At 43.8% G+C, this 25,018-nt stretch carries 27 protein-coding genes; 7 read left to right on the top strand and 20 right to left on the bottom strand.

The features are described from left to right. Nucleotides 1–47 precede the first annotated feature (47 nt). The 7 genes from ACZ5DR_RS13045 to ACZ5DR_RS13015 are packed head-to-tail and all read right to left on the bottom strand — an operon-like array spanning nt 48 to nt 5,802. A complete protein-coding gene (locus ACZ5DR_RS13045) occupies nt 48–1,316 on the bottom strand; it encodes an MSMEG_0569 family flavin-dependent oxidoreductase (RefSeq protein ID WP_377366889.1) in 1,269 nt (422 codons plus the stop codon). A 28-nt stretch (nt 1,317–1,344) separates the two neighbouring features. After that, the gene (locus ACZ5DR_RS13040; protein WP_377366888.1) at nt 1,345–1,626 is read right to left on the bottom strand and encodes an MSMEG_0570 family nitrogen starvation response protein; all 282 of its coding nucleotides are present in this window, start codon (nt 1,624–1,626) and stop codon (nt 1,345–1,347) included. Next, on the bottom strand, nt 1,607–2,608 hold the full coding sequence (locus ACZ5DR_RS13035; RefSeq protein ID WP_377366886.1) for a sll0787 family AIR synthase-like protein: 1,002 nt from the start codon (nt 2,606–2,608) through the stop codon (nt 1,607–1,609). Before ACZ5DR_RS13035 ends, ACZ5DR_RS13040 begins: the two co-directional genes overlap by 20 nt. After that, nucleotides 2,599–3,213 (bottom strand): MSMEG_0567/Sll0786 family nitrogen starvation N-acetyltransferase, encoded by a 615-nt coding sequence (locus ACZ5DR_RS13030; RefSeq protein ID WP_377366884.1) that lies wholly within the window; start codon nt 3,211–3,213, stop codon nt 2,599–2,601. Before ACZ5DR_RS13030 ends, ACZ5DR_RS13035 begins: the two co-directional genes overlap by 10 nt. Beyond that, the gene (locus tag ACZ5DR_RS13025; RefSeq protein WP_377366882.1) at nt 3,197–4,321 is read right to left on the bottom strand and encodes an MSMEG_0568 family radical SAM protein; all 1,125 of its coding nucleotides are present in this window, start codon (nt 4,319–4,321) and stop codon (nt 3,197–3,199) included. The genes ACZ5DR_RS13030 and ACZ5DR_RS13025 overlap by 17 nt, the downstream gene beginning before the upstream one ends. After that, nucleotides 4,293–5,303, bottom strand: coding sequence for a Nit6803 family nitrilase (locus ACZ5DR_RS13020; protein WP_377366880.1), 1,011 nt, complete (start codon nt 5,301–5,303; stop codon nt 4,293–4,295). Before ACZ5DR_RS13020 ends, ACZ5DR_RS13025 begins: the two co-directional genes overlap by 29 nt. Before the next feature lie 16 nt (nt 5,304–5,319). Then, entirely contained in the window at nt 5,320–5,802 is a 483-nt protein-coding gene (locus tag ACZ5DR_RS13015; protein WP_377366878.1) for an MSMEG_0572/Sll0783 family nitrogen starvation response protein, read from the bottom strand. Between the two features lie 268 nt (nt 5,803–6,070). Here ACZ5DR_RS13015 and ACZ5DR_RS13010 point away from each other — a divergent pair, with 268 nt between their 5' ends. Next, nucleotides 6,071–7,471: an aminotransferase-like domain-containing protein gene (locus ACZ5DR_RS13010; RefSeq protein ID WP_377366876.1), complete on the top strand. Its 1,401-nt coding sequence runs from the start codon at nt 6,071–6,073 to the stop codon at nt 7,469–7,471. Here the strand turns inward: ACZ5DR_RS13010 and ACZ5DR_RS13005 are convergent. Continuing rightward, the gene (locus tag ACZ5DR_RS13005; protein ID WP_377366874.1) at nt 7,468–8,385 is read right to left on the bottom strand and encodes an alpha/beta hydrolase; all 918 of its coding nucleotides are present in this window, start codon (nt 8,383–8,385) and stop codon (nt 7,468–7,470) included. The genes ACZ5DR_RS13010 and ACZ5DR_RS13005 overlap by 4 nt on opposite strands. A gap of 124 nt (nt 8,386–8,509) precedes the next feature. On the opposite strand from ACZ5DR_RS13005, the gene ACZ5DR_RS13000 reads away from it, so the two are divergent. Then, nucleotides 8,510–9,925, top strand: a complete 1,416-nt coding sequence (locus ACZ5DR_RS13000; RefSeq protein ID WP_377366872.1) for an aminotransferase-like domain-containing protein — start codon at nt 8,510–8,512, stop codon at nt 9,923–9,925. Here ACZ5DR_RS13000 and ACZ5DR_RS12995 read toward each other — a convergent pair. Both ACZ5DR_RS12995 and ACZ5DR_RS12990 read right to left on the bottom strand, forming a co-directional pair. Continuing rightward, the gene (locus ACZ5DR_RS12995) at nt 9,909–10,904 is read right to left on the bottom strand and encodes a cytochrome d ubiquinol oxidase subunit II (RefSeq protein WP_377366870.1); all 996 of its coding nucleotides are present in this window, start codon (nt 10,902–10,904) and stop codon (nt 9,909–9,911) included. The genes ACZ5DR_RS13000 and ACZ5DR_RS12995 overlap by 17 nt on opposite strands. A gap of 362 nt (nt 10,905–11,266) precedes the next feature. After that, entirely contained in the window at nt 11,267–11,749 is a 483-nt protein-coding gene (locus tag ACZ5DR_RS12990) for a DUF2938 family protein (RefSeq protein ID WP_377366868.1), read from the bottom strand. Nucleotides 11,750–11,922: 173 nt separating this feature from the next. On the opposite strand from ACZ5DR_RS12990, the gene ACZ5DR_RS12985 reads away from it, so the two are divergent. Then, nucleotides 11,923–12,342, top strand: a complete 420-nt coding sequence (locus tag ACZ5DR_RS12985) for an OsmC family protein (RefSeq protein ID WP_377366866.1) — start codon at nt 11,923–11,925, stop codon at nt 12,340–12,342. 48 nt (nt 12,343–12,390) lie between these two features. On the opposite strand, the gene ACZ5DR_RS12980 is transcribed toward ACZ5DR_RS12985, so the two are convergent. Continuing rightward, nucleotides 12,391–12,987, bottom strand: coding sequence for a TetR/AcrR family transcriptional regulator (locus ACZ5DR_RS12980; RefSeq protein WP_377366864.1), 597 nt, complete (start codon nt 12,985–12,987; stop codon nt 12,391–12,393). A gap of 112 nt (nt 12,988–13,099) precedes the next feature. On the opposite strand from ACZ5DR_RS12980, the gene ACZ5DR_RS12975 reads away from it, so the two are divergent. Together ACZ5DR_RS12975 and ACZ5DR_RS12970 are read left to right on the top strand one after the other, a co-directional pair. After that, nucleotides 13,100–14,293, top strand: coding sequence for an MFS transporter (locus tag ACZ5DR_RS12975; protein ID WP_377366862.1), 1,194 nt, complete (start codon nt 13,100–13,102; stop codon nt 14,291–14,293). Nucleotides 14,294–14,325: 32 nt separating this feature from the next. Then, nucleotides 14,326–14,652: a thioredoxin family protein gene (locus tag ACZ5DR_RS12970; RefSeq protein WP_377366860.1), complete on the top strand. Its 327-nt coding sequence runs from the start codon at nt 14,326–14,328 to the stop codon at nt 14,650–14,652. A 117-nt stretch (nt 14,653–14,769) separates the two neighbouring features. Here the strand turns inward: ACZ5DR_RS12970 and ACZ5DR_RS12965 are convergent, their stop codons facing one another. The 3 genes from ACZ5DR_RS12965 to ACZ5DR_RS12955 form a co-directional block, all read right to left on the bottom strand. Continuing rightward, a complete protein-coding gene (locus ACZ5DR_RS12965) occupies nt 14,770–14,937 on the bottom strand; it encodes a hypothetical protein (protein ID WP_377366858.1) in 168 nt (55 codons plus the stop codon). Between the two features lie 464 nt (nt 14,938–15,401). Then, nucleotides 15,402–16,544: an HNH endonuclease gene (locus tag ACZ5DR_RS12960; protein ID WP_377366856.1), complete on the bottom strand. Its 1,143-nt coding sequence runs from the start codon at nt 16,542–16,544 to the stop codon at nt 15,402–15,404. Continuing rightward, nucleotides 16,545–16,967, bottom strand: a complete 423-nt coding sequence (locus ACZ5DR_RS12955; protein WP_377366854.1) for an OmpA family protein — start codon at nt 16,965–16,967, stop codon at nt 16,545–16,547. Nucleotides 16,968–17,061: 94 nt separating this feature from the next. Here ACZ5DR_RS12955 and ACZ5DR_RS12950 point away from each other — a divergent pair. Continuing rightward, nucleotides 17,062–18,218, top strand: a protein-coding gene (locus ACZ5DR_RS12950; protein ID WP_464543525.1) for an IS3 family transposase whose coding sequence is annotated in 2 segments (ribosomal slippage) — nt 17,062–17,307 and nt 17,310–18,218 — 1,155 coding nt in all. Because the reading frame shifts where the segments join, the coding sequence is not laid out codon by codon here. A 7-nt stretch (nt 18,219–18,225) separates the two neighbouring features. Here the strand turns inward: ACZ5DR_RS12950 and ACZ5DR_RS12945 are convergent. Genes ACZ5DR_RS12945 through ACZ5DR_RS12935 form a run of 3 tightly spaced genes read right to left on the bottom strand, consistent with a single transcriptional unit; the run spans nt 18,226 to nt 20,733 of the window. Further along, entirely contained in the window at nt 18,226–18,495 is a 270-nt protein-coding gene (locus tag ACZ5DR_RS12945; RefSeq protein WP_377369984.1) for a hypothetical protein, read from the bottom strand. Between the two features lie 6 nt (nt 18,496–18,501). Continuing rightward, a complete protein-coding gene (locus ACZ5DR_RS12940) occupies nt 18,502–20,301 on the bottom strand; it encodes a MotA/TolQ/ExbB proton channel family protein (RefSeq protein WP_377369982.1) in 1,800 nt (599 codons plus the stop codon). A gap of 27 nt (nt 20,302–20,328) precedes the next feature. Continuing rightward, a complete protein-coding gene (locus tag ACZ5DR_RS12935) occupies nt 20,329–20,733 on the bottom strand; it encodes a hypothetical protein (RefSeq protein ID WP_377369980.1) in 405 nt (134 codons plus the stop codon). A gap of 179 nt (nt 20,734–20,912) precedes the next feature. Here ACZ5DR_RS12935 and ACZ5DR_RS12930 point away from each other — a divergent pair, with 179 nt between their 5' ends. Beyond that, complete coding sequence (locus ACZ5DR_RS12930) at nt 20,913–21,260, top strand: hypothetical protein (RefSeq protein ID WP_377369978.1); 348 nt, start codon at nt 20,913–20,915, stop codon at nt 21,258–21,260. A gap of 9 nt (nt 21,261–21,269) precedes the next feature. Here ACZ5DR_RS12930 and ACZ5DR_RS12925 read toward each other — a convergent pair whose 3' ends face one another. Genes ACZ5DR_RS12925 through ACZ5DR_RS12915 form a run of 3 tightly spaced genes read right to left on the bottom strand, consistent with a single transcriptional unit; the run spans nt 21,270 to nt 25,012 of the window. Continuing rightward, nucleotides 21,270–22,664, bottom strand: coding sequence for a TniQ family protein (locus ACZ5DR_RS12925; protein WP_377369976.1), 1,395 nt, complete (start codon nt 22,662–22,664; stop codon nt 21,270–21,272). After that, nucleotides 22,639–23,562: a TniQ family protein gene (locus ACZ5DR_RS12920; RefSeq protein ID WP_377369974.1), complete on the bottom strand. Its 924-nt coding sequence runs from the start codon at nt 23,560–23,562 to the stop codon at nt 22,639–22,641. The genes ACZ5DR_RS12925 and ACZ5DR_RS12920 overlap by 26 nt, the downstream gene beginning before the upstream one ends. Continuing rightward, the gene (locus ACZ5DR_RS12915) at nt 23,552–25,012 is read right to left on the bottom strand and encodes an AAA family ATPase (RefSeq protein ID WP_377369972.1); all 1,461 of its coding nucleotides are present in this window, start codon (nt 25,010–25,012) and stop codon (nt 23,552–23,554) included. The genes ACZ5DR_RS12920 and ACZ5DR_RS12915 overlap by 11 nt, the downstream gene beginning before the upstream one ends. Nucleotides 25,013–25,018 lie beyond the last annotated feature (6 nt).

Raw genomic sequence — 25,018 nt, 5'->3', positions numbered from 1 at the left:
CCTCTCGAACGCAATGGATTTGAGTGAAACAAGACGTGCGACGCCTGTTACGCTACTTCAGTCGTAGTCGTCGAAACGACATTTTGTTGAATGGTATCCGCGAGATAGGCTGAGTCTTCAGCAATGCCTGAGAAGCGACCTGATCCCCAAGTGTTCAACCACGGAAGGCCAATAAAGTAGATACCTGGTGCTTGTGTTACGCCACGATAGTGAACTGGTGTACCTCGTCCATTGAAGACTGGAGCATCCAACCAAGTAAAATCCGGACGGAAGCCGATACACCAGACGATAGACGTGATACCTGACCCTGCTAGGTCTAAAGTATCTCGCTCTTCTTCTGGCTCCCAGACAGGTTTATAATGTGACTCTTCAGGCGCATCGATCCCTTGCTCGACAATGTATTTGTCAATCCGAGTATTGATGTTGTTGTACACAGAGTCAGCAAACGCGAGGTTTTCCTTCAGATCTGGACGAAATGTAAGACAAGCGCCATCGTAATTTTCAAGCACACCAAACAACTCCATGCCTTCGGTGGCGAATTTGCGCAAATCAATGTCGCGACCGCCATCACGCCCAGTAACGTAATGGTTGGTGTTATCTCGTACTCCTTCTCTGAGAGGATGCTTGTCGACAGTCATTTTGTAATAGTCCATGTCGTCTAACCATTCAACGACATCTTTACCACGGTACTTACGCGCAACACGTGGCGCATTACCAACGGCCAAAAAGACTTTCTTGCCTTCTAGATGAAGATCTTCAGCGATTTGAGCGCCAGACTGTCCTGAGCCGACCACCAATACTGCCCCTTCAGGGAGCTGAGCTGCATTTTTATATTGGTTAGAGTGTATTTGCAGAATCGACTCTGGAAGGCGTTCCGCCATACGAGGAATAATGGGTTGATGATATCCGCCACTCGCAACCACGACTTGGTCACAGCTCAATTCGCCTTTGCTCGTTAGCACGTGATAGCCCCCTGCTTCACGCTTCCAAATACGCTCTACCGCCACATTTTCTAACACCGGAGCATCCACTTTTGCAGCAAATCGCTCTAAGTAATCAATAGTTTCATTGCGATTCATGAATCCTTTTGGATCATTGCCGTCATAAGGGTGATCAGGCAATGTACATTGCCAATTTGGCGTCACCAGTGTGAAAGAGTCCCAACGCTGCGTTTTCCAGCTGTTTAAAATCTGGCGTTTCTCAAGCACCAAATGCTCGATGCCTTTTTTCTTTAAACGGTAACTAACAGACAGCCCGGCTTGCCCTCCGCCAACAATCACCACTGGATAGTGCTTTTTAAACATTTCAACTGACATAATTTTTCTCCTAAGAGGGTTCACATTGTTATTTGATGGAATAAACGACAATCACGCTGTTAGGATCGTCATATCGTTTGCACTGCATTTGAATGGTACTGAGCTGATCCATTGCACTTGAGCATGCATAGCCATATTTTTGGCGAACACGCTCACTGGCCTCATTCAACGCCTGATCGCACACAGACAAAAATTCTGGCACCGTGTATTCGTGCTCAATTTGGAAATAATTTTTGATCACGCTAGAAGGCGAATAACAAGACTCTTGTTTGCCATCGGGCCAACGAACGTTAAAGGTAGTTACGGGCATAATCTGGCTCCTCAGACGAAGAAGTAGTGTGAGTGCTTGGCATCATGAATGGCTTTTTGTGAAAGTCCCAAAACACATCGTTCTCCTGTTGATGCGTTACAGTAATGCGAGCAGAGTTATTTAACTGACCAATACAAGCCGCATGAATGTTGCGCTGTTGGAATATCGCCAGTACTTGAGGCGCGACATCCGCCTCACACGTAATGAGATAGCCAAAACTCGGAAAACTACGTAACCAATCTAGCCAAGAGACATGCGCCGGCTTAGGGATTCGATCCAGATCTATCTCAACACCACAACGTGAACAGTCCATAAACATTGCAGCAGTACCAAGAAGTCCGGCCTGAGAAATGTCCTTAGCTCCGCTCACACCCGGCATAGACGCGACTTTAGGAAGCAAAGCAATATCTTGCTGCAGCTGACCTGAGGGCGCGGACGTTGCGGCATTCCAATTTAAAAAAGGCTCTCGGTATTCGCCTCTTAAATCTATTGCGCAGAGCAACACATGATTCGGTTTTGCATCAAAGCTCGATAAAACATGCGTGGCATGACCGATGATCGAAACCGACAACTGATTGAGTGGCGAATCTTGACAGGTATGGCCGCCGACAATTGGAACCCCAAAGGCCTGAGATGCAGCGTTCATTCCACGTGCCATTTGCATCAAAGCATCGTCGTCTTGACACCAAATGCTGTTGGTCACTGCGACAGGAACGCCTCCCATCGCAGCGATATCACTGCAATTCACCATGACACCACACCAGCCAGCAAACCAAGGATCATTAGCAACGAACTCAGGGATAAAACCTTCCATTGCAAACAGATTAAACCCGTCACCGTTTGGAATGACGGCGGTATCATCGCCATTTTGAATACTGCTATCAGAGCAGGCTTGCATATTAAGCAACACTCTCTGTAAGCGCTTTTTTGACTGAAATCCTGAATAAGATTTCACATCTTCTAACAATGTTTTTAACGCCATGATTTGCCCTCTTCTAGGTCTGATCTATGAAGGGATACGTCTTCTACTCCCTCGATGACAGTTAGATCAAAGGGAGATTTATGGCGTCGCCCTTCTACCCAAAAGCCTTGAGAAGGGGTGAACAAAGCTGGGTAGAAAGGTAACTCTGCACGCATTTTCACATGCTCTGTTCCCTGAATTTCAAGGCGGCCTGTCGTCGTCCAATGCAATCGCTTAAACAGCGTTTCATTTTGTGCTTGCACCGTGGCGTGAAATTCATCACACCCCAAGGTGTTAGCACTGCTTACTGCCAGCCGAATTAAGCCAGCACCAAGAACGCCTTGACGACGATAAGCATGTTCAACAGCCAAACGAGATCCCCACCAAACTCGTGGTGATGACTCATGAATACGCACAGTGCCCACCACTTTTTCAGGCATGCCTGCAACCTGCTGAATAGCTACTAAAACCTGTGCTGAGACATCAATTTCATCTGTATCATGGTCTTCAAACAGGCCTTGCTCTTGGCAGAATACATCTCGACGAATACGGCGAGCCTGTTCGATTTCCCAATCATTTTGCGCCCACTTGATCTGGAAATGGTCGTGATTAAAGGTGTTCCACATTGGCAGCCTCCTTTTCGTAGCGAGAGAGTGAGCTGCAAGCACCACATTTGACGCAGCCCGCTTCAGATTTATCGGAGGTAATACCGGCCGTGACTAACTCTTCAGCTAAAGGTTTTAAAACACTTTCCATAAAGGCTTTAGAAGGCGCAGGATGATCCTCTAAGGGCGTGCCGCGAATCGGAACAAAAGGCACCACAAAAGGGTAAACGCCTATTTGCACTAACTTTTTAGATGTTTCGACTATGGCCTCTGCAGTGTCACCCAGTCCCGCCAGAATATAAGTACTCACCTGCCCTCGACCGAACACCGCTACCGCAGCTTCAAAAGCGGCAAAGTACTCGTCTAATGAAACATCTGCTTTTCCTGGTGTAACCTGCTCTCTGACGGCAGGCGTGACTACCTCTAAATGCATTCCTAAGGCATCAATGCCCGCATCTTTCATTTTTTGAAACCAAGCATGATCTTTCGGCGGCTCACATTGGCCTTGGATAGGGACATCAACGACCGCTCTAATGGCCTTTGCGCTATCACACATCACACGAGCACCACGGTCAGGTGTCGCGGGTGTACCAGTCGTCATAACGATATGCTTGATGCCATCCATCTCTACAGCTGCTTTAGCGACTTCAGCGAGTTGCTCTGGTGTTTTGTGGGCGATCGTTCGGCCAGCACTTAGCGACTGACCTATGGAGCAAAATTTACAAGCCTTACGGCGACTCTCGTAACGAATACAGGTCTGTAAGACTGTCGTTGCCAAGACATCAGAACTGTGGAGCGTAGCAATTTGCTCATAAGGAATACCGTCTTCCGTTTGCAAGCCATAAAAATTGGGCGTCTTGGTATACGTCACATCCGTCAGAGGAATCGCGTCACCGTTAGTCTCTAATTGAGTAATTTTCCCATTATCCAAAACATACGGAGACTCCCATGCCGATTGGGTGTACACCGGAACCATCACTGTCGTCCCGTCAATAGTGAGCGCTTGATGATCTGATGGCCCAGCTCCGCCTCTTCTACTTACATGAGTTTGATCACGATTCACCAACCTCAGCCCTTTTGTCTGAAGGTCTGTAATCAGGCTAGATTTCACTGTTTGTGATGATTTCATGGTTTGACTCCCCGGTGACCTCTATAGAAGATTCAACAATGGGTGTTTGAAACATTGGTGTTGTGTACTGGCTTGGGGCATTTTGAATCCGTAAACTTAAAAGTTCAGGGCGAGCGTAATGCCCAACGGAATCCATCATGCGCTTGCGCTTGTCGATTAACCCCATGTCTAAATCTGCGACGATGTAGCCTTCCCCTTCGGTCATAGGCGGCACAAGATGCTTACCTTCAGGCGTAATAATGGCTGTGTTGCAACCATCTCGAAGAGCTTTTTGCATTTCAGGGTCGTCCGTTAAACTTTGGATTTGAATGTCTGTTAACCAACCTGTTGCATTGATCACAAAGCAACCCGACTCCAAGGCATGATGGCGAATGGTCACGTCCATCTGCTCACCAAAGATTGGCCCAACCAGAGACCCAGGGAACTGTGCACAGTGGATTTGCTCGTGTTGGGTCATAAGAGAATATCTGGCAAGAGGGTTATAATGCTCCCAACACGCAAGCGCCCCGACTCGACCAACATTGGTTTCTACAACTTTTAATCCAGCTGCATCACCTTGCCCCCAGATCATGCGCTCATGATAAGTCGGTGTGATTTTTCTGCGTTTCAGAACCAATTCACCGGTGGCGTCAAAAATAAGCTGAGTGTTATACAAGCTGCCGTGATCTCGTTCGTTTACCCCCATCACAATAACCATGCTGTGTTGCTTCGCTTTTCGGCTTAGCGCGTCAGTGGTGGCACTAGGAACTTCGACTGCTTGTTCATAAAGTTTTAAATGAGGTTTACCTTGCTTAACCGGTGGCAAAATAAACGAAAAGTACGGGTAGTAAGGCATAAAGGTTTCAGGAAAAACGATCAGCTCAACCCCATCTTTCGCGGCTTCATCAATGACTGCTAAGACTTTTTCAAGCGTACCGCTCAAACTCTCTAAATCAGGAGAGATTTGAACGGCAGCAGCGCGAACGGTCTGTTTTGATTGCATCGCTGCTGCCTCCTGCTTATACAGTCCAGGTATCGATGATCAACGCATCATCACGTTTGTGAATTAGCTTAAGATCAAGAACATCCAAAGGATTGATAGGACGGATGCCTTCAATCAAAGAGCGCTCTCCGTGGCCGTATAAAGCTTGTAGAGCAAAACGACACGCGTACACTTTGCCTCCTTCTGCCATGAACTTCTTCAATTGATTGTTGAAGTTCATGTGCCCTGGAAATGCTTCATCACCAAGAGTTGGAAAGCCACGCTGAACCCCAAGATTGACGCCTGGGCCGTATAGTAGAATCGAAGTCTCATAACCTTTGCGCAACAAGCGGGTCGCTTGAAGCATATTTACAAAGCCAATAGAGCCTTCGAACGCTACAGTGTGAAATGTCACTAGAGCTTTCTCACCTGCTTCAGCTTTGACGTCTTCAAATACTTTTTCTTCGTAATCAACAAAAAAATCACCGTCTTTATTTAGAGGGAATTCGACTGTAGGCATTGAGTGTTCTCCTTAATTAATTTTGGTTAGAAATCGATACTGCTCAATTTCACAAAATATATTGCACACCTAATGCCAATGATTGCATTTACAAAAGCAATCAATTTGCGATAAATGCTTTTTCCACTCTTTCTAAGAGGTGAATTTTTTTTTAAAATAATGAAAATTTCGTTAAAAATGGCATTTATTGATAATTTATGAATGCACCATTTGATTGCATATATGAAATAATAGTCACTCTTTGAGTGCATTTTGGAAGCTTGTCCCAATGTACAAAGCACAGATAGAGCGCTGGAAAAAAGCCGTAGAAGAGAAAGGTAAATACCCCACTTATAAACTCTTAGCAGACTTGATTGAGCAAGATATAGAGACGGGGAAGCTACAGCCACAAGACAAAATCCCTCCCATGAGAGATCTAGCTGAGATAGTTGGGATCAATTATTCCACAGCATCAAGAGCCTACGCAGAGGCTCGAAAACGCGGTTTAATTGAATCTATAACTGGTGCAGGCACCTTTGCCAAAGGCAAAGTTCCAGCAATAAAACCCAGTTTAGCTCCCTACGAACTAACCATGAACATGGTCATAGAGCCGGCCATACCGACACTAGTAGATGAGATAAAAGACGTTGCCATTAGCACCATCAGTCAAGGTAGCCTATACAAAATGTTGCGCTATCAGGAACATGGAGGAAGCACATTAACTAAAGAATTGGTTAAGCAGCACTTACTGCGTAAAGCTGATCACATCTCCCTTTCTCAACTTGTTATCTCTCAAGGTGTCCATCAAATATTAAGTGCACTTGTTACGCAGCTATGTGACGAACAGCAAGTTATCTGTGTAGATTCACTGACTTATCCAGGCATCAAATCTATAGCAGCACAATTGGGCAAACGACTACACGCACTTGAAAGAGATCATGACGGCCCACTGGTATCCTCATTTGAGGACGCTTGCAAAACACATCAAGTTGCGGCTTTGTACCTAAACCCAACCATGCACAACCCTACCTGTACGTCTATCTCACGAAGCCGTCGAGAGGCATTAGTTGATGTAGCACTGCGCTACAGCATCAACATTATCGAAGACGATGTTTACGAACCACTGGCGGAAAATCCTGCTCCGTCCTTTGCGCAATTGGCTCCTGAGCTCACTTACTACGTATCCAGCTTGTCTAAATGCTTTGGCCCGGGAGTTCGCTTTGGCTTTGTGGCATGTCCTACCAGACGAGCCGCAGAGCATACAAATGGCGCACTACGCTCTCTTAATGTCATGTCAGTACCGATTATGGAGATGATTGTGTCCAATTGGCTTAGAGAAGGCACTGTAGATCGTATGATCCAATCAATACGAAGAGAAGCCAATGCTCGGCAGCAAATCATTTATGATCAGCTTCATGGTATCGCGCTCAATATGGAAGAAAACGCCTTTCATTTCTGGCTCAAATTTCCGAAGACTGTCAGCTGGCACCCAACAGAACTTGCAATAGAACTTCGCTCAAAAGGAATAAGTTCTGTAGCAAGCGTCGCTTTTGCTACAGATAATCACCCACCTCATGCAATGAGAGTATGCTTTGGCGGCCCCTTTAATCGCAGCGATGTTACAGAGCAAATGCAGCGACTCAAGGAAACCTTATTTGAACCTCCACACCTAAATCAAACTCGCTACTAATTCGGTAACGAACGAAGCCATCTTGCTTGTTGAGCAATGGCTTTGTTTGCTTGCTTATCGCCAACAAATAGTGGGTAAGCATGAACGGCTTCCCTCTCTTCGTGGTATAAACATGTTACTCCTGCCCCATCTATTTCCCTTTTTAAGGCCCGGGTTGCAGGCAAAAAAACTTCTCTTGAGCCAGATAAGATAAAGAATTCCACACCGAGCATCTTTAAATTTGACCAACTCATAACTGGCGCGGTGTGATCAAGCTGGCTACTCATCCAATTCAACCAACGCACATCTAGAACTAGATCTTTAAAATTAGATGCGTCCTCATAGTTTGGCCAATCTTGTCTATTTGTCCACGGAGACATAAGTAGTACTCCACGAGGGGCAAAAACCAAGCCCGTATTTTTTGAAAGCTTGCCCAAGAGTGAGAGAACCAAACTTCCTCCCGAACTATCGCCTGCAATAGACCAATTTCCATACAGATCGCCTGATTGATACATAGTCGTTAAAACACTTAAGCATTGCTTCGTCATCATGTCATAAGAGCAAGTTGTTGGAAATTTTGTATAGTGCAGCACAGCGGCAGCTTTATTTGTCGATAAAACCAATTCTGAAATCCAACGCCATTGAGATCCCATAACTCCTGCAACAAAACCTCCACCATGGAAATACACCAGCACACCTTCTTCTGCCGCCTTTTCACGATTAAGCCAAGTGCATTGAACCTCTCCATAGTATGAATTATGGATAGTAATACTTTGATACCTATCAGAATTAGATAACACCTCTACAGCCTGTAGATCTGTATTACGACTTAACTCTTCAAGGGAGGTCAGGCTCACAGGCTTGCCAAGATGAATTCCTTCTAAAATAATTTGCCCTAATTTTGCAATAGGACTGCGTTGCAGTCGTGCCTTCATTTCAGGTGAACAGGACACCATACGCTCCTTTTTCTAAAGACATCTGATCTAATAGTCGATACAGTTTAGACAAAACCACAAAAAGACTTTGAAAAACAGGAACAGAATTCCTGCCATATTCATTATGAAGAAATTTCGGTACCTAGCACTTGAAGAACAACTTAGGCACAAAATTAAATCTCAACGTTTCAAAGAGGGAGAAAAAATCCCCTCTGTTCGTGCCTTGTGCCAACACAATGAACTGTCCAAGGCAACTGTCCTACACGCCTTACAACGGCTCGAAGCCGAAGGTCTGATTTATGCTGTCCCCAAATCAGGCTACTTTGTTTCCCAAACATTAGTACAGCGTAATCTGCCAACAAAAGTCACCACACCGAGCACACCAACACAAGTGAATGTCCCAGAGCTGTTTCGAGACATCATGTCTCGAAGTGCAGCGTTCGACATACTGCCTAAAGAAGGGGCACCGCATGTAACCAGTCACCAGAAAACACTCAACAGAATGATTAATCGGGCCGCACGAGCCCGCCCAGAGCAAAAATCAAACTACTACGATGAACCCAAAGGTCAGCTGCCTTTAAGAGAAGCCATCGCTGAGCTTTATCGACAGCGGGATACAGAAATTCTCCCCGAATCCCTTTGTATTACGGCAGGTTGCCAGCACGCCCTATTTCTATCAATTATGGCAACCTGTAAAACAGGTGACACCGTAGCAGTCGAATCTCCCGCATTTTACGGTGTATTACAGCAAATTGAGCACCTAGGGTTGGAAGTTATTGAAATCTCATCCGATCCTTCAACCGGCTTGGATCTCGATGAATTAGAGAATAAAACCAAAAACTGGCCAATCAAAGCCTGCATCGTAACGCCAAATTTCAGCACCCCCACAGGCTCAAAAATGCCACCAAGCGCTATGCAAAGACTGATATCGTTAGCGCAGGATAAGGATTTTTTTATCATCGAAGACGATATCTATGGGGAACTGAACTTTGATAATGAACCCTGTTTACCGATTAAAGCTTTCGACAACTGTGGTCGAGTAATTCTCTGCGGCTCGTTCTCCAAATGCCTTTCTCGAGAATTACGAATCGGATGGGTAAGCACAGACCGCTTACAAGACAAAATAGTACAGCTCAAATTGATTACGCAACTCGCAAGCCCACAAGCAGCTCAAGGAGGCTTAAGCGAATTTATCCTCAGTGGAAATTTCAAACGCCACACAAATCAACAGCGGCAACGATTAAAAACACAACGGGACGAGCTACTACGGGAAATAGAAAAGCATTGGGGAAAAAACTGTCGATTTAGCTACCCTAATGGTGGATTAAGCTGTTGGATCGAGCTTCCTCAGCACATCGACACACAGAGAAGTTATCGACAATTACTCACAAAAGGCATTGTGCTAACGCCTGGGCCGCTGTTTTCCGCTAATGGGTTATACAAAAATCATATGCGTCTGAGCTTTTCTCACCCGTTAACGGAGCACCGCCGAGCGGCACTCCATGTACTTTTTAACACCTTACTTAACCAAGTTGTGTAGAGCTTTTTGCCCTTTCCAACGAGGTTTTAAAAGCCCAAATACTGTACGAAGCAATCGCAATAACCAAAACCAGTACCATCCATAGGGTGTGCTCTAAGTTTGCGCCTGTCGCCATTTCATAAATACTCACATCAGGCAAAACTAACGTTGGCCAAAGGCTGGTGATGTACGTGAAAAAAGCTGTCCCTAACATAATTAAAGTGATCGCAAACGGCCATCTCTGCCATTCAGAAAAGCGTATAACAAAGTACACCCACACAAATGCCATAATCCCTAGTGTTGGCACAAATCCCATGTAGAAAAAGTTTGGCAATCCAAGCCAACGCTCTCTTTGTTCCTCATTTAAAAACGGCGTAATCAAAGTCAAAGTGGTCATTGCATAACCAAACCAGACCAACAGATGATGGGCATATCGGCGCATAGTGCTATACAAAGCGCCTTTTGTCGTAACCAATAACCAAGTCGCACCAAGCAAGGCATAGGTAAGCATCAATGTCACGCCAGTCAAAATACTAAACCAAGTAAACCAGCTCCAAAAACCACCGGTAAACTGGCCACCTTGCACACTAACACCGTCTACAAGCGCCCCTAAAATAGTGCCTTGCAGAAAGGCTACCAAAGCGGAGCTAATACAAATAACCACATCCCAAAATCTTGAATTGTTAGCCCTTAGTTTAAACGCTATACCACGCACAACAAGCCCACAGAAAACGCCAATCAAAGGGACGCTAAACGCAGCAATCAGTATTGATAACGTGGGAGGGAAAGCGATAACCAAACAAACAGCTACTAATAAAAGCCAAGCTTCACTGCCATCCCAAACGCATGAAGTCGAGCGCACCATGGTTTCTCGATCCTGCGTGTTTCTTACCGCCAAAAAGAGCATGCCAACGCCCAAATCAAAGCCATCTGACACAACATACATAGATAAGCCAAAAATAATGGCTAACGCCCATACAATGACTAAGTTAATCTCCATCCGTTCTCCCCGCTTAACTGACAACATCAAAACCATTCATATTTGGTTTAAATATTAAGAGGAAGTTAGAGAGCGACACAGGCACAAAGATGAGAAAAATCAATAGGGACAGATGGGGTTTGCCCCTATGAATCGCCCTATCATAGCTAGGCACCTTTTTTAACTAGATTTTAATGTCAATGGGTGTCTAGTAAAGTCTGGGAAGTCCATACAGAGCAATTTTCAATGGTACTTTAGCCCCTTTTAATCGCCTAAAAGTAAGCTCAGAAGCACACAAGACAACCGATTTCAGCTTAAATGACCACAAGAGTCACTTTGTCCCAAATGGAATTAAAATGTTAACTTTTCTGATTCAATAATTCCTAGCAATACAAAATGCTAAACGCGAACTGCCCGCCAGCAAAGATTGCATGAGCAACGACTAAATATACATATGTAGCTGTCTTATTGGGCAGTAACCGACCAAAGAACCCTGCTCCTAGTCCAGGCATTAAAATCCCCAAACCTGCAATAGTACTCAACACCACGCCAACAAAAATCACAGGAGCCAATGCAGGGTTACTAATGAATTCAACACCATAAATAATCAAAATAAGTGCAGCATAGACAACACCAATAATGTAATGAAAGCTCCAACCAAGACTCTTCTCGGTTAATGTAATTTTAGAATCATCAGTGGTATCTGCGACAAATCTTCCAGCTGCTATCCCCTTCAGCCAACGGCCCACTACGCCCCAGTTTGTGGGTGGAATCCCTAACACTTTTTTGACCAGAAGTACCCATAGATCTAAGACTAGAGTTGAGCCAACCCCAACAAAAAGACAAAAAAATACAACCTGTTCCATAACGCTCCTTACTTCTTCAGCCCCTGAGAAAAGACCAATGAATGATCTTTAAATATTTGCGCGTTAATTATGGATCAATTAATCTATAAGTTCTACTCTTGATTGAAAAAGAGATTCATTGGCACCTAATCGTGGCTGTCATACAAAATATCGACAAATATTGGAGAAATAATATGAGCGTACAACTAGAGTCAACTTGGACCGGTGGTAAAAGTGGTAAGGGAGAAATTCAAAGCGATAATTTACAAGCGACCATCACCATTCCAGCCATCTATGGTGGCCAAGGCTCACACTCTAATCCTAAGGAGCTGTATGTCGCATCCACTGCTGCTTGCTTCATATCTACACTTACGGCGATGATTGAAGGTAAAAAATTAGCCATTGACGCTCTACGAGTCATTACTCATGCAGAAGTGGACGACGATAATTTTTCGATCACACACACAGCTGAAGTGAAGCTCTCTGAAGGGGTAACCGATCAGTTAATTGAGAAAGCTAAAGGGATAGTTTCTAAAGCAGATGAGATCTGTACAGTTGGAAATATGGCTAGAAAAGCTGGCGTACAAATCAGCGCGATTGCAAAGATTTCTTAAATTGAACGTTGCTACCCTCTAGAAAATGAGGGTAGCAAAAACTAAAGTCTATGCCTGTTTCCAGCTCAGCAACAGGCAATCCGCTGCCTTTAAAAGCGCATCTGAACTGGCTCCGTCTTTGGCTTGAATGGCAATCCCCTTCACAAAACTATCGAGCATCAAAGTGTAGGTTTCAATATCAGTTGCTACAGGCAACTCACCCTGCTCTACACCGCGCTTAACGCAACCCAAAATAGCATCTCTGGTTTGCTTTCTGACTGTAAAAGCTAGCTCCTCAACTTCTTTATTGTCTTCGCTACAGTGAATACCTGACAGTACTGCCATACACCCAAGGGGCGAAGTACTCGAAGTTTGTATCTGAATCGTATGCTTGAGCATGTCACTCATGGCCTCTCTTGGGGACTTCGATAAATCCACCAAGTACGACGTCACTTCACCACATGTTTCTGAGTACCGTTTTAAACATTCCTCATACAGTGACTTTTTTGAGCCAAATGCTGCATAGAAGCTTGCTGATGACAAATTGAGCAAGTCTCTAAGTTCAGACAATGACGTGCTTTCGAACCCTCTCTCCCAAAATGCATTCATTGCTGCATCGATTGCTTTATCTCGGTCAAACTCTCTTGGACGACCTGTTCTCGCCATAAATCCCCCTCCTAAATCATAATTTATAGATTAGTCATTCCATAATAAATTGACAAGCATACAAAGAGCCTTTAACTTATGGATCAATCAATCCATAAAAGAGAATTTTATTATGCCAATTGCCCTCTACGCACTTGCTGCGGCGTCTTTTGCCATAGGTATGGCCGAATTTGTCGTAGTCGGTATCTTGCCTGCTATCGCTAGCGACATGGGAGTAGACATCCCTACAGCAGGACAACTCGTCTCCCTATACGCACTAGGCGTTGCTCTAGCCGCCCCTCTATTAACGGCTGCTACTGGAAAATTCGAGCGCCGCAATCTTTCACTCATTTTGATGATCGCATTTGTGGCTGCCAATTTAATTGCTTGGCTAGCCAGCAGTTATTCAATGCTATTAGTCGGTAGGGTTCTAGCCGGGATGGTTCAGGGTGTTTTTTACTCCATGGCAACCGTGCTCGCTGCCAACCTAGTGAGTAAAGAAAAATCTGGGCAAGCAATTGCCCTAGTATTCATGGGGCTGACCGTGGCATTGGTATCTGGCGTGCCCATGGGAACCTTCATCTCTGACTTATTTGGTTGGAGAGCGACGTTTCTATTTATCAGCATTCTAGGTTTGATGTCAGCCATTGCCCAATGGATGTTTCTGCCTAAAAAAATCGAACGACCTGCTCCTGCAAAACTGCATCAACAACTAAGCGTGATCCTAGTACCGCGCATGATGTTGGTGTTTGTTATTACTTTGTTGAGTTACGGCGGGGCGTTTATCGCGTTCACTTACCTTTCTGAAATTCTTCAAAAAGTTACTGGCTTTTCGGTCTCGACCGTCAGTGCTGTGCTCATTCTATATGGGGTAGCAGTGACATTGGGCAACATCTATTGTGCCAAGTACGCAGGAACCAAAGGCCCAATCAAAGCGATGGTGGTTATGTTCGCCATCCTGACTGTTGTGTTGGCACTGATTGAGCCAGTGGCAAGCAACCCATTTTTAATGGTGCCACTGATCATGGTATGGGGTGCGATGGCGTTCGGGAGTATTCCTGTTCTGCAACTTTACGTTGTTCAACAAGCTGAAAAACATGCACCGCGCTCTATTGATGCAGCATCAGGCATGAATATCTCGGCTTTTAACGCGGGTATAGCCTTAGGCGCATGGTTAGGAGGGATAGTCGTCGCAAACTATGGCTTGCTTGCTACAGGTGGCGCCGCAGCTATCGTCGTAGCATTCAGCATATTACTTGTCGTACTCAGCGGATATCTCGATAAGAAAGACCGCCAACCTAAACACACTGTCGCGAGCTCTTTATAAGAGCTCTCACTACATCGCATTTCGAGGTCATTATGTCTGTTAACCCAATAACCCTAGAAAATTTCAATACCATTGTAATCGATGAGCCAGGAATCAAACTATTGCGCTTCTGGGCATCCTGGTGCCAGCCATGTGTAATCATGGGCCCAATGTACAAAAACGCCGCAAAGGAGCTAAAAAACAAAGCTCTATTTAGCGAAGTGGACGTCGTCTCTCAGCCAGAGCTCGCGAACATGCATCACATTCGCTCAATACCAACCATCGTTGTTTATAAAGACAACGAAGTCATTGATCGAGTGTCAGGGATATTGAATGAGAAAGGGCTGGCAACACTCGTAAATAGATATGCTAGATCTTAGATAGATCAACTCTTTATCTGTATAAAAAACCATCATCTAAACTAAGGGCGATTAGGTTCGTATACAGAGCTGAATCGCCTTTCTTTAACTGCCCCTTGCCAACTGAATCGACCCGCTTTAACTAGACAGCTTTTTACCCAAATCGTCAAAACCTTCTTCAACCTCTTTTGCACCACTTCTGTCTCTTTTGCACCAGTTCTGTGCAAAACCAAAAGTTAACACTCCAATTCCATTTTTGGCGGCATTTTGCGAGAAAAACGCTGAAAGCCCCAGTGCATCTAGCATTGGGGCGTTTTGAAGAAAATTCGGGCTAAAAAGTTAACAGTTTAATTCCAACAGAACCGGAGAAAGTTAACAGTACAATTAGAAAGTTAACACTTTAATTCCAAGGATCCACTCATGGATCGTTGGAATTGTACTGTTAACTATTTGACGCTGTAGGCCGCATGGTTGTGTCCGCAATTTTGGACAAAATTGGAATTGATCTGTTAACTTTTGCTCCAAAAGCCCATTTTGATCAAAAAACATACTAAAAGGCATAAAATGCAATTAAACCGTTAACTTTTTGATGCCAAAACGCACCAATATAGAGCATTTTTCAGTCGGGTTTTAACTACTTTTCATCCCCAAAAAGTAAGCTAAGAAGCAAACTCAAAAAACATACTAAAAACCATGAAATGAAATTAAAGCATTAACTTTTAACATAGATTCTGCAGCATAAAAGTGCAGAGAGCGACATCAAAGAGAATTTACCGTAACCTGGGCACTAACTCATCAATCTGAATTAGAGCATGCCTCATACTGTAGACTTTCCACCCTAACTTTGCTGCAGCAACAGCATCAGCTTTATCTACAGCAACCCCAACTTTTCTTAGCGGCCAAGCCAATTCCAGTTTAGCAACAACTCTTCCTCGTTCGTCTTGAAGCTCTTCACCTACTTCTGGAAAATGAACTTGATAACGCTCTAGCAGGTCAATCACACCGTGCATACCAGGATCTGCTAGTTCATATACACTTTTCCAGCTCTCTTTGGTGGTTATACCTTGTTCTTGCCTTAAGTGATTGATTTGTTGTGTTTGCTCATGGCTAACGAACATATGATTATGATTTGGCTGCTTACGATGACAATCACAACACAAAGATCTTAAGTTATCTTCGCGGTTATCTGACTTAACTCCATTAACGTGATGGACATGTAAAAGGCTCTTATTAAAGTTAAGATCCAGTCCACATTGCTGGCATTGATAGTTGTACTTTTCACGTATATTTCTAGAGATTTGATCCCAATCTTTGGTGTAACCGCTGGTAAGTTTTTCTGCTAAGCCTGATGGCATAAATTTGAAGAACGAGCTGTAGGTATCAAAGAAATCTGCGAGGCTAAACTGGTCAACAAACTCTCTTCTAGCACTTCCCTTCGATAAAGAGGCAAACTTCTTATAATTAATGTTTTCTAAACAATCTTGGCAAACATTAAGATTAGCCTCTCCCTCTATCTGCTCATTAGTACGCTTATCATGACCTGAAATCTTGAAAATACCGTCAACCTTGTTGGTTACAACGTAGCGATCAAATCGTCCGTTCCTACGCATCTTTTCCAAGGTTTTGCAATCTGCAATATGAAACTTATTACCTTTAGCGCCTTCTTGAAGAGCGCTGTGGAATTTGTTCCCATAACTATGATCTTTTATATAAAGTAAAACTTGTCGTCCCTGATAACTTGCCAAACCTGTAACAAAGTCAATATCTTCAAAATTAACTTCAATACCTTCGTCTAACTGCTTATCAATTGGTTCTATAGGGATAATTTCGTCATCAAGTTGTATTTCAACTGTTTCCGCCCCCATTGTGACAACGGCTTGCTCTAAAAGGGAAAAATCTACATCTAGTTTCATCTACAGACCTTCAACAATTCTACGAATTTGGATGTCTGCATTAGTGATAACCCTGAAAGAAACACGACGTGACCGTTCTTTATCTTCCGTCCCATCTCCATTAAGTCGGAGTTTTGATGATGCTAACCCCACCGCTGCGAAAGAAGACTTAATCCAAGATTGTTGCTCTTGTGATAGACTCGGTAAGAAATATGAGTAATTGAGTACCGAGCGCGTTCGGTTTTGCGAGAGCTGCATATTAAAGAAATACGCATCATCTTGGTTAGTTTCAGCTCCCCACTCAGAAGAGGTATGACCTTCGATACGAATTTCTCCTATACTTTCTTTATAACTCTCGAGAACAGATAAATATCGAGGAATAAAGCCTTTAAGAATCGCCTCGAATTCTGGCTTTAGTGAGCTTTCACCTGGAGAAAATAGCACTTCAGGTGAGTTAAATTGAAAAGATAATGTTGAATCGCCACTAGTTAGCTAGACACCTTTTAGTTAGATAAAATGATCTAATTGAGAGGTATTTATGAGCAAAACACGTTACCCAGAACAATTCAAAATTGAAGCGGTTAAGCAAGTGACTGAAGCAGGCTTTAGTGTTGCTGAAGTCGCTAATCGCTTAGGTACCACCACTCACAGTTTATACGCTTGGATTAAACGATATGGCCCTGAGGCAGAATCGTTTGCAGAGGCTTCTGCTGAGTCGAGCGAGATACTTCGTCTTCGGAAAGAGCTCAAGCGAGTGACGGAAGAGCGCGACCTGTTAAAAAAAGCCGCGGCGTACTTCGCAAGCCACCCAGACTAAGATACGCCTTTATCAGGGATCACAGTGCCGACTTTTCAGTAAGGCAACTATGCAATCTCTTCGATGTTCACCCTAGTGGCTATTACGTTTGGTTGAAAGAGCCAAAATCAAAACTTGCTAAGGAAAATGAACGCCTAACAGGTCTTGTCAAACAACTCTGGTTGGAATCGGGTTGTGTTTACGGCTATCGAAAGATCTATCAAGACCTGAGATCCTTGAATGAATCTTGTGGTATTAATCGAGTGCATTATCTGATGCGAAGAGCGGGACTCAAGGCTCAGGTGGGTTACCGTAAGCCTAGAGCTCGGTCAGGAGAAACACATACGATAGCCAGCAATGTGCTTGAAAGACAGTTTAATCCAGAAAGCCCGAATACAGCGTGGGTTACAGATATCACCTATATCCGAACTCATGAAGGCTGGCTGTATTTATCTGTCGTGCTTGATCTCTATTCCCGTCGAATAATAGGTTGGAGCATGGGGCCAAGAATGGTGAAGGAACTTGTTCTTGATGCACTGATGATGGCTGTGTGGAGAAGAAAGTCAAAGCAAAGGGTAATAATCCACTCAGATCAAGGCAGTCAGTTTACGAGCTATGAGTGGCATAGATTTTTGGAAGATCACAACTTACAAGCCAGCATGAGTCGACGTGGGAACTGTCATGATAATGCTGTTGCTGAAAGCTTTTTTCAGCTGTTAAAGAGAGAACGAGTGAAGCGAAAGATTTACTCGACAAGGGGCGAAGCAAAACAAGACATTTTTAATTATATAGAAATGTTTTATAACCCTGTCAGACGCCATAGTGCTAATGATATGTTGTCACCTGTTGAGTATGAGAAACTGTTCGAAAAGATGACTGAGAAGTGTCTACTGAACTAGTGGCGATTCATGTTTCTTGGTCAATAGATGCTTTCCAAGCAGATAAATCCGACTCAAACTCGTTCATCAACGCGTCATATATAGCTACTTGGTTCTCCTGATATGCAACAGCAACATCTTTGATCTTGTCTCTCTCAATTGATACGTGTCTCATGAAAGCTATCGCTATAAACAAAAACACGATCATTAGACCTGACATTAGATCAGAGACCGTTAGCCAGTGCTCACCGTCATCTTTGATAGAAGGCGATCCAAATATATTTTTAAAATCAGACATATTCTATTACCCAGCCTTGCTAACAACCTTACTCATCTGCTCAGTCAGGCGAGAATAGTCTTTTACAAACTGACTTGCGATTTGGCCTAGCTTAGTCCCCATCACGTTCATGACTTTGTTCAGCTCTTGCTGCATTGACTGATCGATCATGTCCAATTGCTTTTCAACAGCTTCACCAGTCTTACCAACTTGATCTCTCAAGCTCGCATCAATATTTGAGAACACTTTGTTCATGTGCTGCGTTTGCGAAGCTAATACATCTTCAAGAGAAGCTTCCAAGCGCTTCTGTAAGGTTTCGATACTTTGGGTAACCGAATCACGGACGGAGGATGTATCTGTCATCAAGGCTTTGTTAGCATCAACTAATGTTGCAGATAACACTTTAGAATCCTCTACCAATTCGTTAATCATATTACGAACATGGTTATTGAGATCTTCCACTGTGTCTTTAAGGTGATCTTTAATCATTTCGGTTTGGCTAGTAATATGATCCGCCGTAGTTTGAAGGCTACTGTTTGTATGATGAACTTTTTCTGTAAAGTCATTAGCCCCTTCTGTGATGACTTTTTCTACTTTAGAAGCACTGTCAGCAAGCTTTTCACCAATGATTGAAACGCCTTCATTAGTATTCGAAACAAACTTCTCTAATAGCTCATTCGATGAAGAAATATGAGACTGGATATATTTATCTGACTCTGTAAGCAGTTGATTGTAATGCGAACTTGCCTTCTCTACTGATTCAGCGATCGTATTTACCGTCTCATCAATTTGTTTTCTTATTTCAGGTACCGCTTCTACAGCTCGATCGCGAATATCTTTAAATGCGTCTAGGTGTCGTTCTAGCTCAGCCAATTGATGCTGATTTACTACCATGACTTCTTTTAGATTTTCCATACTTTCCGGAATCACTTTAGATTCGGTGCTGATCTTAGAAACGGACTGTTCTGTTGCAGAAATAGATGCAACGCCTAGCTTGTACTGCTCAGTCATTTCTGAGATTTGTTGTTTGTAATTTTCCTGCCACTGAACTAGCTCTTTTACGGCTTCATTCAGTTGCTTGAAGTTCTCACCAAACTGCTCAGTTAAGTTGTTATTAAAGTCTGTAATCACTTGCTTAAGTGCTTCAATAACGGTCTCTGTAGCTGACTTCGACAACATATCAGCAAAATCTTGCATCTTGATCCAAAGCTTATCTTTGAACTCAGAAAAGGCTTCTTGCTGTGTTGATAGCTGTTCGCTGATTTTTGTTAAACTTTCAGATGACTCTTTTTGAAAGTTAAGCGACTGCTTCTGATTATCACTCAGGTCGGAACGCAAAAGCTTCATTTGACTAACAACTGATGCATCCCCTTCGCCGCCGATAGATTTAATAAGAGAATCGATAGACGATTTCTGCTCTCGAATAGCCGATAAGATATCTTCAGGTGTCGCTGAATTAACAACAGAAGCATGCTTAGAAGGCCGAATTAAGCTAGTAGAATGAAGCAACTTATACAGAATTGAGGCAGCGATACCGACAATACTTGTGATAAAGGCAGTTTTAAGACCGTTTAATAATCCAGTGACACTGCCATCAATGTCACTAGCATCGAATGCCATGAGGCCGACAACAATGCCTGCAAAAGTACCAAAGATACCGAGAGATGTTAGTAGATTGGGAGCATAAGAAACAAACTCATTTGCTCTACCTAATTTTGAGTTAATTGCAGCAAGAATAAAAAATAAAATTATTGCCCCTCCAACAAACCAAGTTATTTGAGAAGCTAAAGTTGATGCCTGTTCAATTGTTAAATTTGTAATATCCATGTATTAAAAATACCGTATGTTAAAATATCAGTTGATAGTGTTTAATTCACAAATGAAGCTTTGGCTGTTACCAAAAAAGCCATTTAAATAAAGTCGGGGCGCTTCAGACTTTTGTGAGTCTTGGGCTATGGAAATTTTTGACAGAAAGCCTGACAAGTATTCTTGTTCTAAAACGAAGACAAGTGCCTTAGACGAACCTAAACCAATTATTTGATCACTGTAAGTAGATGGCAGACACCAGCGGTTTTCGCCATCTTCATCAATACATATGGCTGTCATGGCATTCATGTCACGCTGTACGTTCTTAAAGAGACCTTGAATCCCTTTTTCAAGCGCTGCATGAATTCTCGAAGTGGTTTTGTACCTTGGCTTTTTTGGAATGATTTTCAATATTGCCAACGTACGAAGTAGGGTGTCGTACTGTGAACCCATTTTGCATCCTTACTATCAAATCCAGTACACCACATCTAGCCTGAGCGGTAACTAGCTCCTTTACTAGGAGTTTACACTGAATCGACCAGTCTTATCTAGACACTGTATTGATATACAACTAAGTGTCTAGATAAGACTGGTCGATTCACAGAGAGGTAATACCAAGGCCTCTCGGTAATATGTACAAGCCGTCATTATTGGTCTTTAATGACATGACACAAACGTACTTGGGTAGCGACATGACGACATACTGTGAACTGGCTTTGAAAATAGAACCGGGCTTGGATGTGGAACAAACCCTCTCACTGTTTGCTGTTGAGCAATTTAACGGTCGTGAAGCGGTACCCATCGATTCTACTCAATACAATGTCGATAACGGTTTAAATGACTTACGAGCGGTCTTAAAACCTGAAATTGGTTTAATCACCTTTTGCTGTCGTTACAGCCAAGACGTGCCACGTGCCGAATCAAAAGTGCTCGCTTTCAGCCAGAAGTACGACTTAGCTACGGCTCGCTACGCGAAATAACCCACCCACTCATTTGTAGCTACGCCTTCTAGCAGGCATTTTAGGCGGCAACAGCTCTTCTAACCGTTCTCGATCATATTTGTAGAGATAAAAGAATTCTTTGTTGTACGCTGTTTTAACGTTCTGACGCGACCAATCCGTATGAGTGGTAACAGCATGTTTGATCATGAATACAGAGCGTTGCCAACGTCGCATTTTCTCAAGCTCTAAGCGCCACTTTGCTAGCCCTTTTACCTTACTGATCTCAGATTCCACCACATGAATCGGAAGGCCTAACTTTTGAGCGATGTATGATCGATCCCTCCCAAGTGAAGCCATAATAATAAGATGATGTCGCCAACGTGGTGCCTCGTTAAGCTTAATACCGTTCAAGGCCGCCACCCGTCTGACAACACTGTGAGCACAGCCCAACTTCAACGTAATGTCCCGAATGGATTTCCCCGTTTTTAACAAAACGAGCACCTCATCATCGATGTTTCGTTTTGGAGCTACCTCATCGGCTATTAGCTTAAACCGCGAGTCATCTATCGACACCGTGTAATCGATCCAAGTACTCAGCAACAAGTGATGAAAGGGATTTTGATTGAAGCTGGTTTTGTTACGAAGCATCGGCCCTAAGAAATAAAACTCTGTTACAGCTTCCATTCCCAATGGTGGCTGATAGTCCTGATAAAAACGAGTTAGGTCTGTTTTCAGGCTTTCCATTTTAAGTTGGCCGCTATCGAATACGTATCCCAACTGTTTTAGTACCGAAAGGTAGTATCTTTGGTGTTGTTGATGCGACCGTTCTCCTGCAACAAGCGCCACATTGACCAATTCACGGGCTTTAAATGCTAAGAGTCGGTTTTTGTATGCGCTCTTTTCCTCAGAGGTGCGCTTATAGGTAGGAAGCATCAACTTACGGTCTATGCCTTCATCGGAGCTGTCTATGATTTGCAGTTGAATCCCGTGCATTGGGCAACAATCAATCCCTGGAAATTGATCGTGGATTACATAAGGACCCAAACCAGTGCGGGTACGATATTCTTCAACACAGTGAGAACAGAAGTAATGCCCTGCTTGAATCCCCATTGACGCCTTCGCCCGGTGGCTCTCGACCACGCCAGTGGGGCCATAACACATGCTATTGAGTAACTTCGAGTCTTGCTCGCTTCCAAAATAGGCAAACAGAGAATACAAGGTGTGATCTCGGACCAGCGTTTCAACGTCAAAGTGTGTGTTGATATACGAGATATTGGAAGGTAGATAAGGATGAATTCGGGTGCGGCGACTCCCCAACAAGCTTTCTGTCGTCATCTTAAAACTACCGTTGCCGTATCGGTAATGATAACGACTGACCCAACTAAAAATGGTCTCGCTGGGTTCAATCGGTAAACGCTCAAGATAATCGAATTCGCCACTCATAATCGATCCATCCCAAGCTAGGAAGTTTATCCCGTAACCAAAACAGCACCATCAGCATATAGATAGGATGGCGAGCCCTACTTTGCATCACATCGTAATCGTATAAGACCACCCAGATTGGATTCGTTTTTTGCTTACATTCAAGCTCAAAGCAGGCAATCATGTGTTTGAAAAAGCTCTCTCCCAGTTCGGCTTCCATCACTTTAAGCGCTTCATCGAAAGAGCCTCGCTCGCGGTACAGCAGATTCCCGCTGACACCAAAGTAATCAAAGACTTCTCTCCGCAGTCGCTCAGGTAAGGTCACATCTTCTTCAAGTGCTGCAGACAGTTGCAGCATAAATGGCTGCCATAGGTACTGCCACTCATACTCGATTTGAATCGGTGTGCTGGTGTCTTTCCACTGCTGTGGCAGCCGAAAGTCAGCCTTAAATAACTCATCGTGCGTATGCAGCAGACAGTGGTGCTTTGCACATACCTGTACACCAATGTGTTGATGGGAGGTATGCCAATAAGAAAAACCATGTTCTGAGCAGTCTTCTTCAATACACTCAGGACAGAGCCGCCAAACTTTCTGGAGAGAGGAACAGACTGCAGGCATCTTGTAGGGCTGGCTTTCATTTGTCAGATACGAAAGGTATTTCTCACGACTTATAGACAAAAGCCACGGAGCTAAGGGGGAATGCTTCAAGCCAAACTCAATACTGACTTGATCATCGTATCGCTTCATGGACTCGATCAAAGCTTTGTTCAAGATTTTGTGCGTTTGCAATCGCTCGCAAGGCAGCCCCATTTCTTTGAGCCACCGAAAGTCACTCATGTGCATACCAGCACTCAACAATCGAGAACGCATAATCCCACTGAATACATGCTCATCAGCTTGCAATCGTTCAAGGTTCATTGGGTGCTCCCGTTCCATCAAGGTTTTGGGACGCATCCAACACAATGGAGCCCTCAATCGTCTGAGATCCATTTTCAATAAGTTGCTTAGCTTTCAGTTCACTGGCGAAATCTTTTAGTAACTCTTTTTCTTCGTGTGAAACACTCTGACTCGCAATCAAATTCTCTACATGTGCAACGGCGTCTTTCGCTGCAGGCCCTTTCACGCCATGTGTATTGAGCACCTTTCGAACACGTTTGAACTTATTCATACGGTTATGTTGATACATTTCATTAACCGTCATGCTATCAATGGGACGGCTAGCATTCTTTTCACGAATGTTATGTACGAATCGCAGCATATGAGGATACTCTTTCCTCATCGTTTCACCGACAAGCTTAGCGCTTAACAGCTTCCGCGTTGAAATAGCGACATCGATGCTCGCACGAAGTAAATCAAATAACGTTGCAGGGATACCAGCGCTTTGAAACCAAAGCTCTTCCTTGACTTCTTCCAAGGACTCAACAGCCACCGCTTTTTCAAGCTCGTTAAACAAAGCGCTATTCAGCTCATTAATCTCTTCTGGCGACTCGATGCGTGTAAATTCAAAAATGCGTCCAAGACGACGAAGATTACTGCCATATTCTTGAAATAGAGGCAGCATGTTCGGTGTACCAACTTTGATATGCGGGATCTTTAGATCATTACTGATCTCATCAAAAAGCTGCTTCATGAGAGTCAGTTCATCGCCTTTTAGAACTTCGATATGCTGAACATCGTCAAATAAAATTAGCCCGACATGATGTCTAACGAGTGCTGTTTTCAGTATGTTTATCATTTCAGCAATCGGGATACGCTTTCCATTTTTCGTTTTGACGCGAGCGGCGTAATTCATTTGTGGCCCGCCATGTTGTGCGATGAGCGTATCCATTTGAAATAACAGCCGCGCTATGAGTTCGGCTCGGTTTGCATCATGAGGGATACGAACCATGAGGTACACGATTTGCAGATCTTTAAAATCAGGCTTGTCGTGACAAACAACTTGCTCAAACGTACTGGTAAGTATGTGAGTGACCATTGTCGATTTGCCAAATCCTGTTGGGCCAACAATTACCTTAGTGTCGGAGACTGCATTGGATTGTGGTGCAGCAGACTTTGGATCCATCGCAACTTGATACATCCAACTGACATACGAAGGGTCCGTTGGGTACCGCCATTGATAGGTCCTCTGAAGCATCGTTAGTACGCTGTTGAACAGCTCGTAATGCTCTTGTCGTATAAAGCGAAACCAATCTATCTCACTAATGACTTCTTTAAGCAGTTCGCTTTTGTCATCAAACTGTGCTGCATCAGGATATTCGATGCTGCGTTCTGTCTTCTCACAGAATTCACGTGGGCTTAGCTTGCTAGGCAAGCCTTCAGACAAATAAGCCGGATATTGACTGTGGGGGTGATCCTTTCGGTATTTCATCGCGCG

Source organism: Marinomonas vaga, from assembly GCF_055388305.1.
Note: the sequence above shows the minus strand (reverse complement) of the source record. Positions and strands in the feature narration are given on the sequence as shown.

Excerpts from the sequence above, each read along its gene's own strand:
- ACZ5DR_RS13045 (WP_377366889.1), bottom strand. The coding sequence starts at position 1,316 with ATGTCAGTTGAAATGTTTAAAAAGCACTATCCAGTGGTGATTGTTGGC.
- ACZ5DR_RS13040 (WP_377366888.1), bottom strand. The coding sequence starts at position 1,626 with ATGCCCGTAACTACCTTTAACGTTCGTTGGCCCGATGGCAAACAAGAG.
- ACZ5DR_RS13035 (WP_377366886.1), bottom strand. The coding sequence starts at position 2,608 with ATGGCGTTAAAAACATTGTTAGAAGATGTGAAATCTTATTCAGGATTT.
- ACZ5DR_RS13030 (WP_377366884.1), bottom strand. The coding sequence starts at position 3,213 with ATGTGGAACACCTTTAATCACGACCATTTCCAGATCAAGTGGGCGCAA.
- ACZ5DR_RS13025 (WP_377366882.1), bottom strand. The coding sequence starts at position 4,321 with ATGAAATCATCACAAACAGTGAAATCTAGCCTGATTACAGACCTTCAG.
- ACZ5DR_RS13020 (WP_377366880.1), bottom strand. The coding sequence starts at position 5,303 with ATGCAATCAAAACAGACCGTTCGCGCTGCTGCCGTTCAAATCTCTCCT.
- ACZ5DR_RS13015 (WP_377366878.1), bottom strand. The coding sequence starts at position 5,802 with ATGCCTACAGTCGAATTCCCTCTAAATAAAGACGGTGATTTTTTTGTT.
- ACZ5DR_RS13010 (WP_377366876.1), top strand. The coding sequence starts at position 6,071 with ATGTACAAAGCACAGATAGAGCGCTGGAAAAAAGCCGTAGAAGAGAAA.
- ACZ5DR_RS13005 (WP_377366874.1), bottom strand. The coding sequence starts at position 8,385 with ATGAAGGCACGACTGCAACGCAGTCCTATTGCAAAATTAGGGCAAATT.
- ACZ5DR_RS13000 (WP_377366872.1), top strand. The coding sequence starts at position 8,510 with ATGAAGAAATTTCGGTACCTAGCACTTGAAGAACAACTTAGGCACAAA.
- ACZ5DR_RS12995 (WP_377366870.1), bottom strand. The coding sequence starts at position 10,904 with ATGGAGATTAACTTAGTCATTGTATGGGCGTTAGCCATTATTTTTGGC.
- ACZ5DR_RS12990 (WP_377366868.1), bottom strand. The coding sequence starts at position 11,749 with ATGGAACAGGTTGTATTTTTTTGTCTTTTTGTTGGGGTTGGCTCAACT.
- ACZ5DR_RS12985 (WP_377366866.1), top strand. The coding sequence starts at position 11,923 with ATGAGCGTACAACTAGAGTCAACTTGGACCGGTGGTAAAAGTGGTAAG.
- ACZ5DR_RS12980 (WP_377366864.1), bottom strand. The coding sequence starts at position 12,987 with ATGGCGAGAACAGGTCGTCCAAGAGAGTTTGACCGAGATAAAGCAATC.
- ACZ5DR_RS12975 (WP_377366862.1), top strand. The coding sequence starts at position 13,100 with ATGCCAATTGCCCTCTACGCACTTGCTGCGGCGTCTTTTGCCATAGGT.
- ACZ5DR_RS12970 (WP_377366860.1), top strand. The coding sequence starts at position 14,326 with ATGTCTGTTAACCCAATAACCCTAGAAAATTTCAATACCATTGTAATC.
- ACZ5DR_RS12965 (WP_377366858.1), bottom strand. The coding sequence starts at position 14,937 with ATGCTAGATGCACTGGGGCTTTCAGCGTTTTTCTCGCAAAATGCCGCC.
- ACZ5DR_RS12960 (WP_377366856.1), bottom strand. The coding sequence starts at position 16,544 with ATGAAACTAGATGTAGATTTTTCCCTTTTAGAGCAAGCCGTTGTCACA.
- ACZ5DR_RS12945 (WP_377369984.1), bottom strand. The coding sequence starts at position 18,495 with ATGTCTGATTTTAAAAATATATTTGGATCGCCTTCTATCAAAGATGAC.
- ACZ5DR_RS12940 (WP_377369982.1), bottom strand. The coding sequence starts at position 20,301 with ATGGATATTACAAATTTAACAATTGAACAGGCATCAACTTTAGCTTCT.
- ACZ5DR_RS12935 (WP_377369980.1), bottom strand. The coding sequence starts at position 20,733 with ATGGGTTCACAGTACGACACCCTACTTCGTACGTTGGCAATATTGAAA.
- ACZ5DR_RS12930 (WP_377369978.1), top strand. The coding sequence starts at position 20,913 with ATGTACAAGCCGTCATTATTGGTCTTTAATGACATGACACAAACGTAC.
- ACZ5DR_RS12925 (WP_377369976.1), bottom strand. The coding sequence starts at position 22,664 with ATGAGTGGCGAATTCGATTATCTTGAGCGTTTACCGATTGAACCCAGC.
- ACZ5DR_RS12920 (WP_377369974.1), bottom strand. The coding sequence starts at position 23,562 with ATGAACCTTGAACGATTGCAAGCTGATGAGCATGTATTCAGTGGGATT.
- ACZ5DR_RS12915 (WP_377369972.1), bottom strand. The coding sequence starts at position 25,012 with ATGAAATACCGAAAGGATCACCCCCACAGTCAATATCCGGCTTATTTG.